Source organism: Streptomyces sp. NPDC060198 (assembly GCF_042728415.1).
Taxonomy (GTDB): Bacteria; Actinomycetota; Actinomycetes; order Streptomycetales; family Streptomycetaceae; genus Streptomyces.
Map to the genome: position 1 here is coordinate 13,155 of NZ_JBHWZJ010000051.1, position 16,300 is coordinate 29,454.

General features: G+C 74.5%; 12 protein-coding genes and 1 pseudogene. 5 read left to right on the plus strand and 8 right to left on the minus strand.

Annotated features, from left to right (window positions below):
- Nucleotides 1–9: 9 nt before the first annotated feature.
- The 4 genes from ACFWEP_RS09935 to ACFWEP_RS09950 are packed head-to-tail and all read right to left on the minus strand — an operon-like array spanning nucleotide 10 to nucleotide 5,108.
- Nucleotides 10–1,035, minus strand: a complete 1,026-nt coding sequence (locus ACFWEP_RS09935) for a DUF5914 domain-containing protein (protein ID WP_387368338.1) — start codon at nucleotides 1,033–1,035, stop codon at nucleotides 10–12.
- A complete protein-coding gene (locus ACFWEP_RS09940; RefSeq protein WP_387368340.1) occupies nucleotides 1,032–2,087 on the minus strand; it encodes a phytoene/squalene synthase family protein in 1,056 nt (351 codons plus the stop codon). Before ACFWEP_RS09940 ends, ACFWEP_RS09935 begins: the two co-directional genes overlap by 4 nt.
- A complete protein-coding gene (locus tag ACFWEP_RS09945) occupies nucleotides 2,074–3,630 on the minus strand; it encodes a phytoene desaturase (protein WP_387368342.1) in 1,557 nt (518 codons plus the stop codon). Before ACFWEP_RS09945 ends, ACFWEP_RS09940 begins: the two co-directional genes overlap by 14 nt.
- Nucleotides 3,627–5,108: a polyprenyl synthetase family protein gene (locus tag ACFWEP_RS09950; protein WP_387368344.1), complete on the minus strand. Its 1,482-nt coding sequence runs from the start codon at nucleotides 5,106–5,108 to the stop codon at nucleotides 3,627–3,629. Before ACFWEP_RS09950 ends, ACFWEP_RS09945 begins: the two co-directional genes overlap by 4 nt.
- Nucleotides 5,109–5,502: 394 nt before the next feature.
- Here ACFWEP_RS09950 and ACFWEP_RS09955 point away from each other — a divergent pair, with 394 nt between their 5' ends.
- Together ACFWEP_RS09955 and ACFWEP_RS09960 are read left to right on the plus strand one after the other, a co-directional pair.
- On the plus strand, nucleotides 5,503–7,071 hold the full coding sequence (locus ACFWEP_RS09955) for an SDR family oxidoreductase (RefSeq protein WP_387368346.1): 1,569 nt from the start codon (nucleotides 5,503–5,505) through the stop codon (nucleotides 7,069–7,071).
- A 312-nt stretch (nucleotides 7,072–7,383) separates the two neighbouring features.
- Nucleotides 7,384–8,763 (plus strand): cryptochrome/photolyase family protein, encoded by a 1,380-nt coding sequence (locus ACFWEP_RS09960; RefSeq protein WP_387368348.1) that lies wholly within the window; start codon nucleotides 7,384–7,386, stop codon nucleotides 8,761–8,763.
- Between the two features lie 82 nt (nucleotides 8,764–8,845).
- On the opposite strand, the gene ACFWEP_RS09965 is transcribed toward ACFWEP_RS09960, so the two are convergent.
- Together ACFWEP_RS09965 and ACFWEP_RS09970 are read right to left on the minus strand one after the other, a co-directional pair.
- Nucleotides 8,846–9,694: a DUF1206 domain-containing protein gene (locus ACFWEP_RS09965; protein ID WP_387368350.1), complete on the minus strand. Its 849-nt coding sequence runs from the start codon at nucleotides 9,692–9,694 to the stop codon at nucleotides 8,846–8,848.
- A gap of 72 nt (nucleotides 9,695–9,766) precedes the next feature.
- Nucleotides 9,767–10,306 carry a DoxX family protein gene (locus tag ACFWEP_RS09970; protein WP_387368352.1) on the minus strand — a complete coding sequence of 180 codons (540 nt, stop codon included), beginning with the start codon at nucleotides 10,304–10,306 and terminating at the stop codon, nucleotides 9,767–9,769.
- 219 nt (nucleotides 10,307–10,525) lie between these two features.
- On the opposite strand from ACFWEP_RS09970, the gene ACFWEP_RS09975 reads away from it, so the two are divergent.
- The 3 genes and pseudogenes from ACFWEP_RS09975 to ACFWEP_RS09985 all read left to right on the plus strand — a co-directional run bounded on the left by ACFWEP_RS09975 (nucleotide 10,526) and on the right by ACFWEP_RS09985 (nucleotide 14,105).
- Nucleotides 10,526–12,541: an FAD-dependent oxidoreductase gene (locus ACFWEP_RS09975; RefSeq protein WP_387368354.1), complete on the plus strand. Its 2,016-nt coding sequence runs from the start codon at nucleotides 10,526–10,528 to the stop codon at nucleotides 12,539–12,541.
- Between the two features lie 48 nt (nucleotides 12,542–12,589).
- Nucleotides 12,590–13,120: pseudogene (locus tag ACFWEP_RS09980) on the plus strand (PadR family transcriptional regulator); the annotation flags it as partial.
- 241 nt (nucleotides 13,121–13,361) lie between these two features.
- Nucleotides 13,362–14,105, plus strand: a complete 744-nt coding sequence (locus ACFWEP_RS09985) for a LamG-like jellyroll fold domain-containing protein (RefSeq protein WP_387368356.1) — start codon at nucleotides 13,362–13,364, stop codon at nucleotides 14,103–14,105.
- Nucleotides 14,106–14,148: 43 nt separating this feature from the next.
- Here ACFWEP_RS09985 and ACFWEP_RS09990 read toward each other — a convergent pair whose 3' ends face one another.
- Both ACFWEP_RS09990 and ACFWEP_RS09995 read right to left on the minus strand, forming a co-directional pair.
- Nucleotides 14,149–15,246 carry a DMT family transporter gene (locus ACFWEP_RS09990; protein WP_387368358.1) on the minus strand — a complete coding sequence of 366 codons (1,098 nt, stop codon included), beginning with the start codon at nucleotides 15,244–15,246 and terminating at the stop codon, nucleotides 14,149–14,151.
- On the minus strand, nucleotides 15,243–16,142 hold the full coding sequence (locus ACFWEP_RS09995) for a phosphatase PAP2 family protein (protein ID WP_387368360.1): 900 nt from the start codon (nucleotides 16,140–16,142) through the stop codon (nucleotides 15,243–15,245). The genes ACFWEP_RS09990 and ACFWEP_RS09995 overlap by 4 nt, the downstream gene beginning before the upstream one ends.
- Nucleotides 16,143–16,300 lie beyond the last annotated feature (158 nt).

Below are 16,300 nucleotides of genomic sequence, written 5' to 3' on the forward strand. Positions count from 1 at the left end.
CCTCCCCCCTCACCCCGGGAACCGCCCGCTGCTGCGCAGCTCCCAGCGGCGCTCGGCGTACGCCAGGTCGTCGCGCCAGAGCCGCCCGGCCGAGGCCCTCATGAGCGGTCGCAGCAGCGGGGCCGCCGCGCGGGCGACGGCGAAGCCGCGCCGGTCGGACGCGGCGACGACCGCCTCCACCACGGCGGTGCGCGGCCGGCCGCTCACGTCGGTGCCGAGCGGGGTGGCGTGGCTCTCGACGACGGAGCCCCGGCCCTCTCCCTCGGTGATGTGCATGACGACGGTACGGGGTTCGGGCGCCGTGAACACGGCGCGTACGGGCACCACGACGCGGCCCGCCACCTTGAAGGAGACGTCGACCGCGAATCCGTCCCGGCCGTCCCCGGCGTCCTGGCCGGGGACGTCGAGCACGGTCAGGTCCACGAAGGAGTACGGGTGGAACCAGGCGCCGTGCCAGGGGTCGAGGCGATTGGCGACGACGTCCTCGGGTTCGCAGGTGCCGAAGCCCTCGTACACCGCGTCGACCGCCGTCGAGGGCACCGGGCGTGCGGGGACCACGGGCCTCTCCAGCGGGCTCTCGCCGCCCACTTCGTCGAGCCGTACCCAGGCGAGGACTCCGTCGTCGTGGGCGGGGTAGGGCTCCCAGCCGGCGAACGGCTCGCCGTTCAGGGCGAGTCCGTGCCAGTGGCAGACGAGGGTGCCGCAGCGGACCGGGCTGTCCCGCAGCGGTGCGCCCAGGTGCGGGCAGGCACCGGGGCCGGCGCGCAGGCGGCCCGAGGCGTCGCGCCAGGCGACGACCTCGGTGCCCTGGACGGTCCGGCCGAAGGAGCGGCCGGGTGTGATGCGGCGGGAGGCGCCGATGACGTACCAGTTGCCGGAGGGTCGGCTCAGCGCGTGCTTGAGGGCGCCCGCGATGAGAGCGGGTCGGGCCTCGCGCCAGGTGGGGCGCTGCCGTTCCCATGGCACGGGGTCGCGGCGCAGCCGCAGCGGGAGACGACCGCGGCGGCCCGGCCCGTCGGCCTGAGGGGGAGTCATGCCGCGCCCTCTCGGCCGGCTCCGGAGACGGCAGGGTCGTGGTGCGGCCGGCCGGCTCGTGGAGCGTCCGCCGCCGGCAGGGGGCGGGGCCGGACGGATCGTCGCGGCGCGGCGGCGGTGCGGAGCGCCGAGCGCGCGGCGAGGGCGCGTACCAGGCCGTCCAGGGCGACCGTGGCGCGGCGGGCGCGGGAGACGACCGCGCGCCGGTGGAGCACGGCGTAGCCGTCCGCCTCGATGGCGTCGAGGATGCCGCCGTACAGCACGAACGCGGTGCGGATGCAGGGGCGCGATTCGGGGGCGAGCAGGGCAATGCCGGGCAGCGCCCGCCGGTAGACGTCCCGGTTGTACGCGGCGGCGGCCCGCAGGGCGGAGGTGATGCGCGGATCGCGGGCGCCCGACGCCCTGCTGTGCAGCAGGAGTTCGCGGTCGACACCGTGTGCGGCGAGCAGGTCGGCGGGAAGGTAGACGCGGCCCCGGTCGAGGTCCTCGCCGACGTCCCGGAGGAAGTTGCTGAGCTGGAAGGCGACGCCCAGGTCGGCGGCGTACGGGGCGGCCTCCTCGCGCGGGACGACCGTGCCGAGGACGGGGAGCATCTGGAGGCCGATCACGGCTGCCGATCCGTGTGTGTAGCCGCCGAGTTCGTCCCAGGAGGCGTACTCGGTCACCGTGAGGTCGCTGCGCATGGAGGCCATGAAGTCGGTGAAGTGGCGGTGGTCGATGCCGTACACGTCGGCGGTGTGGACCAGTGCCCGGATCACCGGTTCGCCGGTGGCGCGGTGCGCGAGGCCCTCGGCGAGCCGCTCTTCGAAGGCGAGCAGCGCCCGCGCGCGGTCCCCGGGCGCGGCGTCGGCGTTCAGGTCGTCCACGATGTCGTCGGCCCGGCGGGCGAAGCCGTAGAGGGCGTGGACGGCGGGGCGGCGGTCGGCGGGAAGCAGCCGGGTGGCGAGGAAGTACGTCCTGCCGTGGCGTGCGTTGAGCCTCCGGCAGGTGGCGTACGCGGCGCGCAGGGCGGGGTCGTGGATGGCTGCCGCGTCGAGTTCACGGGCGGTCATGCGGGGTGCCTTTCGGTACGGGGCGCGGGGTGGTCGCGGTGGCCGGCCGGGGCCGCACGGACGAGGGCGGACCGGTGATCCGGGCGGCGGCGAGCTTCCCGGAGATGAGGACGGTCGGCACGCCGACGCCGGGGGTGGTGCCGCAGCCGGCGAGTACGGCGTTGGTGGTGCCCCGCACGAGGTTGCGGGGGCGGAAGGGACCGGTCTGCGGGAAGGTGTGGGCGGCCGAGAACGGGGTTCCGGCGGCGTGCCCCTGGGCGGTCCAGTCGACCGGGGTGACCAGGCATTCTTCCTCGATGGCGGCGCCGAGCCCGGCGAGGCCCCGGCGTTCCAGCTCGGTCAGCAGGCTGTCCCGGTAGCGGGGTGCCAGCTCGTCCCAGGTGCGTGTGCAGGGGCCGATGTCGGTGTTCGGGCAGGGGGCGAGTACGTAGTGGAGGTGCTTGCCGGGCGGTGCGAGCGCCGGATCTCCGGCGGTGGGGCGGGTGATGAGCAACGACGGGTCGGTCATCAGGGAGCCGGTGCGGGTGAGTTCGTGGAAGGTGCCCTTCCAGGCCCGGCCGAACGAGAGGGTGTGGTGGGCGAGTCCGGGCCAGGTGCGGTCCGTTCCGGCGTGCAGGACGACGGCGGACGGCGAGTGCCGCAGGCCGCCCGGCCGGCGGGGTGTGCGGCCGAGCAGCCGGTAGCTGACGGGCAGGTCCGGGGTGAGGACGACCGCGTCGCACGGGATGCGGCCCCGGTCCGTGACGACGGCGGTGACCCGGTCGCCCGAGCGCTCCAGGCTGCTGACGGACTCGCCGTAGCGGAACGCGGCACCGGCCTCCGCGGCGGAGTCCGCCAGCGCCCGGGGCAGGGCGTGCATCCCGCCGCGTGGGAAGTACACCCCGGCGACCGTGTCCATGTAGGCGATGACGGCGTACGCGGCGAGCGCCCGGGCCGGGGGCACCCCGGCGTACAGGGCCTGGAAGGAGAAGACGCGGCGCAGCCGTTCGTCGCTCAGGTAGCGGCCGATCCGCGCGTCGAGCCGGCCGAAGCCGCCGAGTGCGGCGAGCCGGGCCAGGTCAGGGTGGAGGAGCTGGAGCGGCGAGTCGAAGTTGGCGTCGATGAAGCGACGCATCTGGACGGCGTAGAGGCGTTCCAGCCACCGCCGCAGACGGCGGTAGCCGAGCGCTTCGTGGCCGCCCGCGAACTCCTCCACGGCGGCCTCCATCGCGGCCGGTTCGGTGTGCACGTCGAGGGTGGAGCCGTCGGCGAACCAGGCGCGGTAGGCGGGGTGGAGCGGAATCAGGTCGAGCCGGTCGGCGAGCCGGTGTCCGACGGCGGCGAAGGCCTCCTCGACGAGGTCGGGCATGGTGAGCACGGTGGGGCCGGTGTCGATGCGGTAGCCGCCGCGCTCCAGCAGCCCGGCGCGTCCGCCCGGTGTGGTGTCGCGCTCGACGACGGTGACCCGCCGCCCGGCGCCGAGCAGATGGAGGGTCGCCGACAGGCCGGCGAGGCCGGCGCCGATCACCACGACGTGGTCGGTGCGCCCGGGGACGGTCCTCATCGGGTGGTGTCTCCTTCGAAGCCTGGGCCGAGGCCGAAGGCGGGTGCGGACGGTGGGACGGGGGGCCCGGATTGCGGCGGGGTGCGCCCGCCCGCGGCCTCCCGCAGCAGCAGGCGCAGCTGCCGGGCGCCCTCCGGGTGGAGTCCGGCCAGGTCGAGGCGGGCTTCGGCCTCCGCGGCGAGCCGGTCCGCCCGGTGTTCGACGGCGGCGCGCGCGCCGCTCCGGGTGAGCGCGTCCCGTAGCCGGGCGAGCCCTTCGTCGGTGAGGGCCGGGTCGCCCACGCCGGCGTCCAGGACCGCGAGCAGGGCGGTGTCGCCCGCCGCCTCGGCGCGCTCCCGGGCGACGGCCACCAGGTAGGTGGGCTTGCCGTCGCGGAGGTCGCCGCCGGAGGGTTTCCCGGTGACCGCCGGGTCGCCGAACGCGCCGAGCAGGTCGTCGCGGAGCTGGAAGGCAGTGCCTGCGCTCCGGCCCGCCGCGCAGAGCGCGGCGGTCGTACGGTCGTCGGCGCCCGCCAGCGCGGCGCCCAGGGCGAGGGGGCGCTCCACGGAGTAGAGGGCGCTCTTGAGGCATGCGGTCCGCAGGGCGTGCGTGGCGGTTCGGGTGACCGCCGCCTGTCCGTGCAGGTCGAGGTACTGGCCGGCCACCATCTCGGTGCGCATCGCCCGCCAGATCGTGAGGACCCGGCGCCGGGTGGCGGGGTCCGTCGGGACGGCGGCGACGGTGTCGTCCGCCCACGCGAGCGCGAGATCGCCGACGAGGACGGCGGCCGAGGTGCCGAACGCGGTGTCGGGAGGTCCGCCGGGGACGCCTGCCAGTTCGACGTGGACGGCGGGGCGGCCCCGGCGCAGCGGGGAGCCGTCCATCACGTCGTCGTGGACCAGGGCGCAGGTCTGGATGAGTTCGAGTGCGACGCCGAGGCGCAGCGCCGCGCCTGCGGCGTCCGCACCGCCGCAGGCCCGCATCGCCCACCAGAGGAAGCGGGGCCGGGCGCGCTTCCCGCCGCCGAGGGTGAAGTCCGCGACTCGCCGGGCCAGGTCCCGGGTGAAGACGTCGTCGATGGCGGATGCCTCGGCGAGGTGGTCCCGGAGCACCGTGCGGGCGGTACGCAGGACGGCTCCGGCCACGTCGGCGTCGACGGCTTCCACGGTCTCGACGGATTCGAACGGGTCGAGGGGGGCGGCGGCTCGCGCCTCGGGCCCTGGCGGCGCGGCGGCCGGGCCGTCCGGGTCGTGGCTGCCGCGCGTCCCGCCGGAACCGTCGGCGGCCCTGCGGGGTCCGTCGTGCGTCCGGGTGTGGTCGCCGTCCGCCGGGTCGTCGTGCGCGCGGGCCGTCGCGCCGTACGGTTCCCGGGCGTCCGGACCTGCCGGCGCCCCCTCGGCGGGGCGGCGGGGCCGGTCGGGTGGCTGCGCGCCCCCGGAGGACCGATCCGACCGCCGGTGGTCGGCAGAGGCGGAAACCGCTGCCCGGGTGAGGCGCATCGCTGGTCCTTCTGGTCGCATCGGTCTCCGTACCGCTCGGGCGGGCCCCGCACCGCCGGGCCGGCGTGCCGGCGGTACGGGGTCCGTCGCGGGTCCGCGGTCTTCCGGACCCGTCGCGTCTCTTCCGCCGTCCCTCGTCCGGCGGATGCGGGTGGGCCCCGATCCGTGCCGGCGGTGTGCCGGTGCCGCGGGCCCCGGCTCCCGAGGGGATCACGCCGACCGGCCGGGCGGTGGCTGCCGGGGCCGGTGAGGAGGACTCCGGAGCGGCCTCGCGACCCATTCGGCCGTCCCGGACCGTGGCACGGTGCCTCCACCGGGCCCCGCCGGGCGGAATGCGGTAGGGGCGGGGACGGTGGAAGAAGAAGACCCGGATCGAACGCGAGGCGGAGGCGCCATGGAGACGGCCAAGGGGACCAGGGACGACGGGAAGGGCCTGCGCTGCCTGGTGACGGGGGCCACCGGCTACATCGGGGGCCGCCTGGTGCCGGAGCTGCTCCTCGCCGGCCACCGGGTGCGGTGCCTGGCGAGGACCCCCCAGAAGCTGCGCGACTATCCCTGGGTCGGCGAGGCGGAGGTGGTGCGCGGGGACGTCACCGATCCGGAGTCGCTGGACTCGGCGATGCGGGACATCGACGTCGCTTACTACCTGGTGCACGCGCTGGGCACCGGTCCGGGCTTCGAGGAGACCGACCGCGAGGCGGCCCGGAACTTCGGTGAGCGGGCCCGCGCGGCCGGGGTGCGCCGCATCGTCTACCTGGGGGGCCTCACCCCCGGGGACGTACCGGAGGACGAGCTCTCTCCTCATCTGCGGTCCCGTGCGGAGGTCGGCCGCATCCTGCTGGATTCGGGGGTGCCGACGACCGTGCTGCGGGCCGCCGTCATCATCGGTTCGGGTTCGGCGTCCTTCGAGATGCTCCGCTACCTCACCGAGCGGCTGCCTGTCATGGTCACCCCGAGCTGGGTGTCCACCCGGATCCAGCCGATCGGTGTCCGGGACGTGCTGCGCTACCTCGTCGGCTGCGCCCGGATGCCCGCGGACGTGCACCGCTCCTTCGACATCGGCGGACCCGACGTCCTCACCTACCGGGTGATGATGGAGCGGTACGCCGAGGTCGGGGGCCTGCCGAAACGGCTGATCCTGCCCGTCCCGATGCTCACGCCCCGGCTGTCCAGCCACTGGATCGGGCTGGTGACCCCGGTGCCCCGGTCCATCGCCCGCCCGCTCGCGGAGTCGCTGAGGTACGAGGTGGTCTGCCGCGAGCACGACATCGCACGGTACGTCCCGGACGGGCCGGGGCAGCCGTTCCCGTTCGACACGGCGCTCTCCCTCGCGCTCCAGCGGGTACGGGACGCGAAGGTGACCACCCGGTGGTCCTCGGCCTCGCTCCCGGGCGCGCCGAGCGACCCGCTGCCCACGGACCCGGACTGGGCGGGCGGCAGCCTGTACGAGGACGTCCGGGAGCGGGACGTCGACGCTTCCCCGGCGGCGCTGTGGCGGGTGGTGGAAGGGATCGGGGGCGACAACGGCTGGTACTCGTTCCCGCTGGCCTGGGCGGTGCGGGGGTGGCTCGACCGGGCGATGGGCGGGGTCGGGCTGCGGCGGGGCCGCCGCGACGCCGACCGGCTCCGGGTGGGGGACTCGCTGGACTTCTGGCGGGTGGAGGAGATCGAGCCGGGCAGGCTGCTGCGGCTGCGGGCGGAGATGCGGGTGCCGGGGCTGGCCTGGCTGGAGATGTACGTCGAGAACCGGGAGGGCGGGCGCTCCCACTACCGTCAGCGGGCGCTCTTCCATCCGCGCGGGTTGCTGGGCCACGCCTACTGGTGGAGCGTCTCGCCCTTCCACGCGATCGTCTTCGGCGGGATGGCCCGCAACATCGCCCGGGCCGCGTCCCGGACCCCCGGCTCGGCCCGGGCTCGGGCGGAGACCGCGGGGGCGCGTCCGCGTCCTCGGGAACAGTCCTAGGGCGTGTGTCGAGAGTGGCGCCGGTCGCCCGGAGGGCGGGTCCGGTGCGTGCGATCGCACGGCGGAGGGTCGCCCCGATACTGGATGTACCGGGGCGATCCCGACAACGCGGCGAGCGTGCGGGCCGGGCGTCGCCGGACAGGCGGGACTTCCACCACACGGCCCAGCCCAACAGCGGCCGGCGGTCCGGACAGCCGGTGCCCCCCGCCGCCTCCGGGGGGCCGTGGCGCATCCGGACCACGGGGCCACTCGGAAGCACCGATTGCACCAGATGTCCCCGTTCCGGTTCCGATCCATGCCAGGAGTAGCGCCATGACCGTCTCGGTCGTCCTGTTCACCTCCGACCTGCGGCTGCACGACCATCCGCCGCTGCGTGCCGCCTCGGCCGCGAGCGACACGATCGTGCCGCTCTTCGTCCTCGACCGGCGCGTGGAGGAGGCCGGTTTCGCGGTGCCCAACCGGCGGGCCTTCCTCGCCGACTGCCTGCGGGACCTGGACGCGGGGCTGCGCGAGCGGGGCGGAAGGCTCGTGATCCGTACCGGGGACGTGGCCGAGGAGGTCTGCCGGGTCGCCGCCGGGACGGACGCCGGGGACGTCCACATGTCCGGCGGGGTCAGCGCGTACGCCCATGCCCGAGAGGAGCGTCTGCGCAGGGAACTGGAGTCGCAGGGGCGGAGGTTGCACGTCCACGACGCGGTGGTGACCGCCGTCGCCCCGGGGGCGGTACGCCCGACGGGCTCGGGATCGGACCACTTCGCCGTGTTCACGCCGTACTTCCGGCGCTGGTCCCAGGAACGACTGCGGGACCCCCTCGCCCCGCCCCGCGCGCTTCGGGTGCCGGACACCGCGCGCTCCGGCGGACTGCCGTCCCGGAAAGGGGTGTCCGGAGTCTCGCCCGGACTGGCGGAAGGCGGCGAGAAGGCGGGCCGGGCCCTGCTCACGGCGTGGCGCAGGTCCGGAATCGAATCGTACGAGGAGACGCACGACGACCTCGCGGGCGACGCGACCTCACGGCTCTCGCCCCATCTGCACTTCGGCACGGTCTCGCCCGCCGAGCTGGTCGGGTGGGCCCGCGGCGTGGGCGGCGCGGGTGCGGAGGCGTTCGTACGGCAGGTGTGCTGGCGGGACTTCCACCACCAGGTCCTCGCCGCGCGTCCGGCCGCCTCGCACGAGAACTACCGTACGCAGCACGACGACTGGCGGGACGAGAAGGAGGCGGGGGACGAGATCGAGGCGTGGCGCGAGGGCCGCACCGGCTATCCGGTCGTGGACGCCGCGATGCGTCAACTGAGCCATGAGGGCTGGATGCACAACCGGGGCAGGCTGCTCGCGGCGAGCTTCCTGGCGAAGTCGCTGTACGTGGACTGGCGGATCGGCGCGCGTCACTTCCTGGACCTGCTGGTGGACGGCGACATCGCCAACAACCAGCTCAACTGGCAGTGGGTGGCGGGCACCGGGACCGACAGCCGCCCCAACCGAGTGCTCAACCCCGTGCGCCAGGGCCACCGTTACGACCCCGACGGGGCGTACGTACGCCGCTGGGTGCCGGAGTTGGCGAGCATCGGGGGCGGGGCGGTGCACGAGCCGTGGCAGCTCCCCGAGCCGGAGCGCGCCGCGCTGGACTACCCGGCTCCACTGGTCGGCCTGTCGGACGCGCTGGACCGGTTCAAGCAGGCGCGCGGCCTGGCTTGAGAGCGCGGGCAGGAAGCACGGGACGGCCCCGCCGGTGGGTGGGGTGCCCGGCGGGGCCGTGTCTCGGTGGGGTGAAATGGGGTCAGACCTTGCGCCAGCGGGCGTTGGCCCAGGAGAAGACGCCGAAGGCGGCCAGTCCGAGGGCGACGAGCACGAGCAGCCAGGGTCCGGCGGGGGTGTCGGTGAAGGAGCGGAGGGTGTCGTCCATGCCCTTGGCCTGTCCCGGTTCGTGCTGGACGGCCGCGGCGATGGCGAAGCCGCCCGCCGTGCCGAAGACGACGCCCCGGGCCGTTCCGCCGAACACGCCGACCGCGTCGACGGTCCGGCGGACCTTCTCCCCGGTGCCGGACATGTCGAGGTGCTTGCGGAACTTCAGGGTCACCGCGCGGAAGATCAGCCACAGCCCGACGCCCACGACGACGGCTCCGGCGATCCCGACGAGCCACTGGCCGCCGGACCAGTCGAGGACCTTGGCGGTGACGTCGTCGGTCCGCTTGTCACTCGACCCGCTGCCACTGCCCTTGTCCCCCGCGGCGTACGAGATCACGGAGTACGCGACGAAGGCGTAGAACACGCAGCGCCCGGCGGCGATGATCCGCTTCATGGGCTTCTGCCCGTCCGGCCCGGCCTGGCCGAACAGCGCCTCGGAGAGCCGCCAGAGCGCCATGCCCACGAGTCCGATGCCGAGCAGCCACAGAAGGACCCCGCCCAGCGGCTGCTCGGCCACTTCCTTCAGGGCGCCGCCCCGGTCCGCCTGCTCTCCGCCGCCACTGTCGCCCGGGAAGGCCACGCGCAGGGCGAGCACTCCGATGAGCAGGTAGATGACACCGCGCGCCACGAATCCGGCGCGCGCCGCCGTCTCGACCGCTTTTCCGGTGGCCCCGCTCCGGGCCTGTCCTCGTCCGCGTTCCGCTATCGCACTGGTCTCCATGGACCGACGGATGCCCCTGAACGCTGGATCAATGCCAGGGGTCCGGAAACCGGGGTCGCGCGGGCAGGGCCCTCAGTCCGCGTCGGACTCTCCCGAGGCGGCGGCGGCGCCTTGCGCCTTCGCGCGCTTGCCGACGACGGCGGCTGCCGCCGCGGCGCTGCCGAGGAAGGCGAGCGCGACCACCCAGGGCTTGTCGAGCACGTGGCCGGTGGCGTGGTCCAGGGAGTATCGGCCGCCGCCGGTGACGCCGATCGCGGCGGCGGCGAACCCGAGGAAAGCCGGGTACTCGTAGCCGCCGCCCTGCGCGAAGAAGCCGGCGGGGGCGTGCACCGCGACCGCGCCCGCCATCGCTCCTGCGGCGGCGGCGCCGGCCGCCGGGGTGGCGAGGCCGAGCGCGAGCAGTACGCCGCCGCCCGCCTCGCCGAGCCCGGCGGCGACCGCGCTGTGCTTGGGGGGATGGAAGCCCATGGCCTCCATGGCGGCGGTGGTGCCCTCGACCCCGCCGCCGCCGAACCAGCCCAGGAGCTTCTGGGAGCCGTGGGCGGCGAGGACGGCGCCGGTTCCGGCGCGCAGGACGAGCAGGCCGAGGTCACGCCGGTTGAGGCAGGCCATGGAAGCTCCCGGGTACGAGGAGGACGGGGTACGGCTCCACTGTCGCCCGGCGCCGTTGCGGGGGCGCGGCTTGTTACGCCGTACGGGGGACGCCTCGCGGGCCCCCACGGCGCACCTCGCGGGATGCCCGAATGCGACGCACATCATTGTGCAACTTGTTGCACAATGCCTCTCCGATCCTCTAGAACTGGCGGGACGACACCGCGCGAGGAGACCCCCATGAGCCCCTACCCCACGCTGCTGAGCCCGCTGGACCTCGGATTCACCACCCTCCCCAACCGGGTGGTCATGGGGTCGATGCACACGGGTCTCGAAGAGGCCGAGAACGGCTTCGAGCGGATGGCCGCGTTCTACGCCGAGCGCGCCCGTGGCGGCGTCGGCCTCATCGTCACGGGCGGCATCGCGCCCAGCGAGCGTGGCTGCTCCGCGCCCGGCGGCGCCAAGCTGACCACGGAGGCGGAGGCCGAGGAGCACGCCCTGATCACCTCGGCGGTGCACGCGGCGGGCGGCCGGATCGCGATGCAGATCCTGCACTTCGGCCGGTACGCGCACCATCCGGCGCTGGTGGCGCCGAGCGCGCTCAAGGCGCCCATCAGCGGCTTCACCCCGCACGCGCTGACCGACGACGAGGTCGAGGAGACCATCGAGGAGTTCGTCCGCGCCGCCGAACTCGCACGCCGCGCCGGGTACGACGGGGTCGAGATCATGGGCTCGGAGGGCTACCTCATCAACGAGTTCGTGGTGGCGGAGACCAACCACCGCACCGACCGCTGGGGCGGTTCGTACGAGAACCGGGTCCGTTTCCCCATCGAGATCGTGCGCCGGGTGCGCGAGGCCGTCGGCGACGACTTCATCCTGATCTACCGCCTCTCCATGCTCGACCTCGTCCCCGACGGCTCCACGCTGGAGGAGGTCGTGCACCTCGCCCGCGCGGTCGAGGCGGCCGGGGCGACCATCATCAACACCGGCATCGGCTGGCACGAGGCCCGCATCCCCACCATCGCGACCTCGGTGCCACGCGGCGCGTTCACCTGGGTGACCGAGAAGGTGCGCGGCGCGGTCTCCGTACCGCTGGTGACGAGCAACCGCGTCAACACCCCCGAGGTCGCCGAGGAGATCCTCGCCTCGGGCCGCGCGGACATGGTGTCGATGGCCCGGCCCTTCCTCGCCGACCCGGAGTTCGTGGCGAAGGCCGCGGCAGGCCGCTCCGACGCCATCAACACCTGCATCGGCTGCAACCAGGCGTGCCTGGACCACGTGTTCAGCCTCAAGATCACGTCCTGTCTGGTCAATCCCCGGGCCTGCCACGAGACCGAGCTGGTCCTCTCCCCCACCCGGACCCGCAAGCGCGTCGCCGTCGTCGGCGCGGGACCGGCCGGACTCTCCTGCGCGGTCACCGCGGCCGAACGCGGCCACGCGGTCACTCTCTTCGACGCGGCCGACGAGATCGGCGGCCAGCTCAACGTGGCGCGCCAGGTGCCCGGCAAGGAGGAGTTCGACGAGACGCTGCGCTACTTCCGCACCCGGCTGCGCGAGCTGGAGGTCGACGTGCGGCTCGCCACCCGCGCCGACGCGGGCACGCTCGACGGGTACGACGAGGTCGTGCTCGCCACCGGGGTCGAGCCGCGCACCCCGCCCATCGAGGGGGCCGGCCACCCCAGCGTGGTCGGCTACCTGGACGTACTGCGCGACAGGGTTCCGGTCGGCGACCGGGTCGCGGTCGTGGGGGCGGGCGGCATCGGTTTCGACGTCGCCGCGTTCCTCACCGACTCCGGGGAGGGGACGAGCCAGGACCCCGAGGTCTTCCTGCGCAGCTGGGGCGTGGACACGTCCTACGCGCACCGGGGCGGGCTGCGCCTGCCGGAGCGTCCGAGGCCGCCGCGTACGGTCCACCTGATCCAGCGCAAGGCGACCAAGGTAGGCGCGGGGCTCGGCAAGACCACGGGGTGGATCCACCGCACGGAGCTCCGCCACCGGGGCGTCACCATGATCGCGGGCGCCACCTACGACCGGATCGACGACGCGGGTCTGCACCTGACCGTGGACGGCGAGCAGCACCTGCTGCCGGTCGACACGGTGGTGCTCTGCGCCGGCCAGGAACCGCGCCGGGAGCTGTACGAGGAGCTGCGCGCGGCGGGCCGGCCGGTGCATCTGATCGGCGGCGCCGACGTGGCGGCCGAACTCGATGCCAAGCGGGCCGTCCGTCAGGGCACCGAGCTGGCCGCCGCGCTCTGAGCACGCTCCGGGCCCGTGCCCTGGGCCCGCGTTCGTAGGATGCACCCCATGTCACTGCCGCACGCGATCCTCACCGCTCTGCTGGAGAAGCCGTCGTCGGGGCTGGAGCTGACCCGCCGGTTCGACCGGTCGATCGGCTACTTCTGGTCGTCGACGCACCAGCAGATCTACCGCGAGCTGGGCAGGCTGGAGCAGGCCGGGCGGATCCGTGCCTTGTTGCCGGAGCAGCCGGCCAGGGGCAGCAAGAAGGAGTACGAGGTGCTGCCGGCGGGCCGCGAGGAGCTGGCGGCCTGGGTGGCGCTCCCCGAGGACCCGAAGCCGGTCCGCGATCCGCTGCTGCTGCGGATGCGAGCGGCGGCGGTCGTCGGGGCACCCGGGCTCGGCGCGGAGCTGCGTCGCCATCTGGAGCTGCACCGGCGGCAGCTGGCGGAGTACCTGGAGATCGAAGGGCGCGACTTCCCTCCGGAGCGGCGGAAGGGCCAGGACGACCGGCTCCGCCACCTCCTGCTGCGCGGCGGCATCGACCTGGAGAGCTTCTGGATCACCTGGCTCGCCGGGGCCGTCGAGGAGCTCGACGGGCCGGACGGAGCCGTGGGGGGGGGGGGCCCCCCCCCCGGCCCCCCCGCGCCCGCCCGGGGGCGGCGGCCCGCCGGCGCCCGGGCCGGCGGTCCGGCGTGCGCGCCCCGTCCCACGCGCCCGCGTGACGGGTTCCGGCGGGGCCGCCCGGCAGGCGGCGTTCACGCCCTCCCGCACGTGCCACGTACGTCCTAACCTGGGCCGACCCGGCCGTCGGATCGGCCCAGTGCCAGGGGAGGCGCACGTGAGCGCGTACGACGAACTGATCGAAGCCGAAGACCCCGTGCTCTACCTCCGGCTGGGCGGCGCCGGTTCGGAGCTGTCCCCGGGCGGCCCGCGCGCCCTCTTCCACGGTTCGCCGTCCCACAGCCATCTGCCGAACGGCGACAGCGCCACCCTCTTCGACGGAACCCCCGGCCAGTACGTCGAGGTCCCCGACGACCCCTCCCTGTCCGTGTCGACGACCGGGGCGCTGACGGTGGAGGCCTGGTTCCGCCCCGACACCCTCACCTTCCCGGCGAGCGAGGGCACCGGGTACGTGCACTGGCTGGGAAAGCTCACCTACGCCACGGTCAACCAGGCCGAGTGGACGGCGCGCGTCTACAGCGCCGACAACACCGAGGGGCGGGCCAACCGCGTCTCCGGATATGCCTTCAACCCCGCCGGGGGCCTGGGCGCCGGCTCCTACTTCCAGGACACCTTGTATCCCGGGGAGTGGATCCACTACGCCCTGGTGATCAACACCAGTCCCGCCGGCCCCTCGTACCCGACGGGTTACACGAAGCTCTACCGCGACGGGAGGCTGCGCGACCAGGACGCGCTCGCCGACTACTCGATCGTGCCGGGCGACACCCCGTCCCCCGTGCGCATCGGGACCGCGAGCCTGAGGTCCTTCTTCCTGGGTGCGATCGGCAAGGTCGCCGTCTACCCGCGGGAACTGACCGCCGAGCGTCTCCTGGCCCACCACGTCGTCATGACCAGTACCTGAGGCGCCCCCGCAGGGTCGGCGGAACGACCGTCACCCGGTCCGGTCAGCTTCCGGAGGCCCCCACGGGTTCGGGGCTGTCGGCCACCGGTCGCTTCAGGCTCCGCGGGCTCCCGATGACCGTGCGCCGCCAGACTCCGGATCTCCGCCGGGTCCCCGGGGCGCCGGCGTCGGGTACCGGAGAGGCCGGGTGGCGGCCCCGCACGGCGACGGGGGCGGGCACGAAGGGGCGCACGGAAGCCGGAGCGGGCACGGGGTGCACCGGACTGTCGGCATCGTCCGACACCGGTTCGGGCACCGGTGCGCCGGCCGCGGCCTGTGTCCGGGACTGCGCCCTGCTGAGCAGGACCACTCCGTACGCCGAGAGCGCGACGCCCGTGACCGCCGGGATCAGGCTGAGGGGGCCGCCCTGAAGGCGCTCGCCGAGCAGGACCATCCCGATCGCTGCGGCGGCCACCGGGTTGGCGAGGGTCAGTACGGCGAGCGGCGCGCCGAGGCCGTCGCGGTACGCGGTCTGGGAGAGCAGCATCCCGCCCATCGAGAAGGCCGCGACCAGCAGGGTCACCACCACGGTGCGCGGGGTGAGCAGCGCGCCCGAGTGGTCGGTGAGGGCGACCGTCAGGGTCTGGGTCAGCGCGGAGGCGACCCCGGAGGTGACCCCGGAGGCTGCCGCGTGCCGCAGGCCGGGGCGGGCTCCGGGCCGGCCGAGGCCGGACACCACCGCCAGCGTGACCGCGCCGACCCCGAGGGCTTCCCCGAGGCCGAGGGTCTCGTGCGGTGCGACGCCACCCGCCGCGGTCAGCAGTGCGGCCAGTCCGACGAGGGTGAGGACCGTGCCCCGCCACTCGGTGCCGCTGACCTTGCGGCCGGATGTTCGGGCGCCGAGCGGTACGGCGGCCACCAGGGTCAGCGCGCCGAGCGGCTGGACCAGGGTGAGTGGCCCGTACTTCAGGGCGGCGACGTGCAGAAGCGCCCCGGTGGCGTTGAGTCCGACCGACGCCCACCAGGCGCCGCGGCCGAGCAGCCGGAGACCGCCGGAGCCGGGTTCGGTGCGTCCGGCCAGCCGTGACTGGGCCACGGCGGCGGCCGCGTAGGCGACGGCGGAGACGAGGCAGAAAAGGATGGCGACGAGCGTGGCGTTCACCGTCCGGCTCCTGGTGCGGTGAGGGTCCGCCGCGGGGCGGACGGGTTGCCTGCGTAGGCGTGGGCGCCGGCCGGTGCGGGCACGCCGGCGGCGTAGGCCGCGTGGCTTCCGGCGGGGCCGGCGAGTCCGGCTGCGGAGGGCCAGGGGCCTCGGAGCCGTACCGCCCGGGAGGGCTGGTGCAGCGGGATCGCGGCCAGCGCGAGCGCGAGGAGGGCCGAGACGACGAGGGCGTCGAGCCAGTAGTGGTTGGCGGTGCCGACGATCACCAGCAGGGTCGCGAGCGGGTGGGCCAGCCAGAGCCAGCGCCACCGGGAGCGGCCGGCGGCGACGAGCCCGATCGCCACCATGAGGGCCCAGCCGAAGTGCAGCGAGGGCATCGCCGCGAACTGGTTGGCCATGGTGTCGGTGGTGGGCGTGGCGCCGTAGACCGTGGGTCCGTACACCTGGCCGGTGTCGACCAGCCCCGCGGCGGCCAGCATGCGCGGCGGGGCCAGCGGGAAGAGGAGGTGGAGCGCGAGGGCGGCGCCGGTGAGCGCCGCGAGTATTCGGCGGGACCAGACGTAGTGGTGGGGGTGCCGCCAGTACAGCCAGACCAGGAACAGCACGGTGGCCGGGAAGTGGACCGCCGCGTAGTAGGTGTTCGCCAGGTGGATCAGAGTCTCGCTGTGCAGCAGGGCTCCCTGGACGTCTCCCTCTCCGGGCAGACCGAGCGCGCGTTCGAAGTTCCAGACGTGTCCGGCGTTGTGAAATGCCTCGTCGACATGGCCGTTGGCCGCTTGGCGCCCGAGCTTGTAGACGACGAAGAGCCCGACGACGAGCAGGAACTCCCGGACGAGGGGCGGGCGGGCCGAAGCGTCCGGCTCCCGTCCCACAGGCGTTCTGCGGGCGTACATCACCCGTGCCCCTTACTGACGGTTGTGGTGGTACCTGGGCGTGGTTCCCTCCACACCCAATCGATACGCCAGTGTACCGATACGCAAACGTATCGGTACACTGGCGTATCGAAAGGCTTTCCCGCCGAGTCCAGGAGGAACGAACCGTGCCGAGCCGGGAC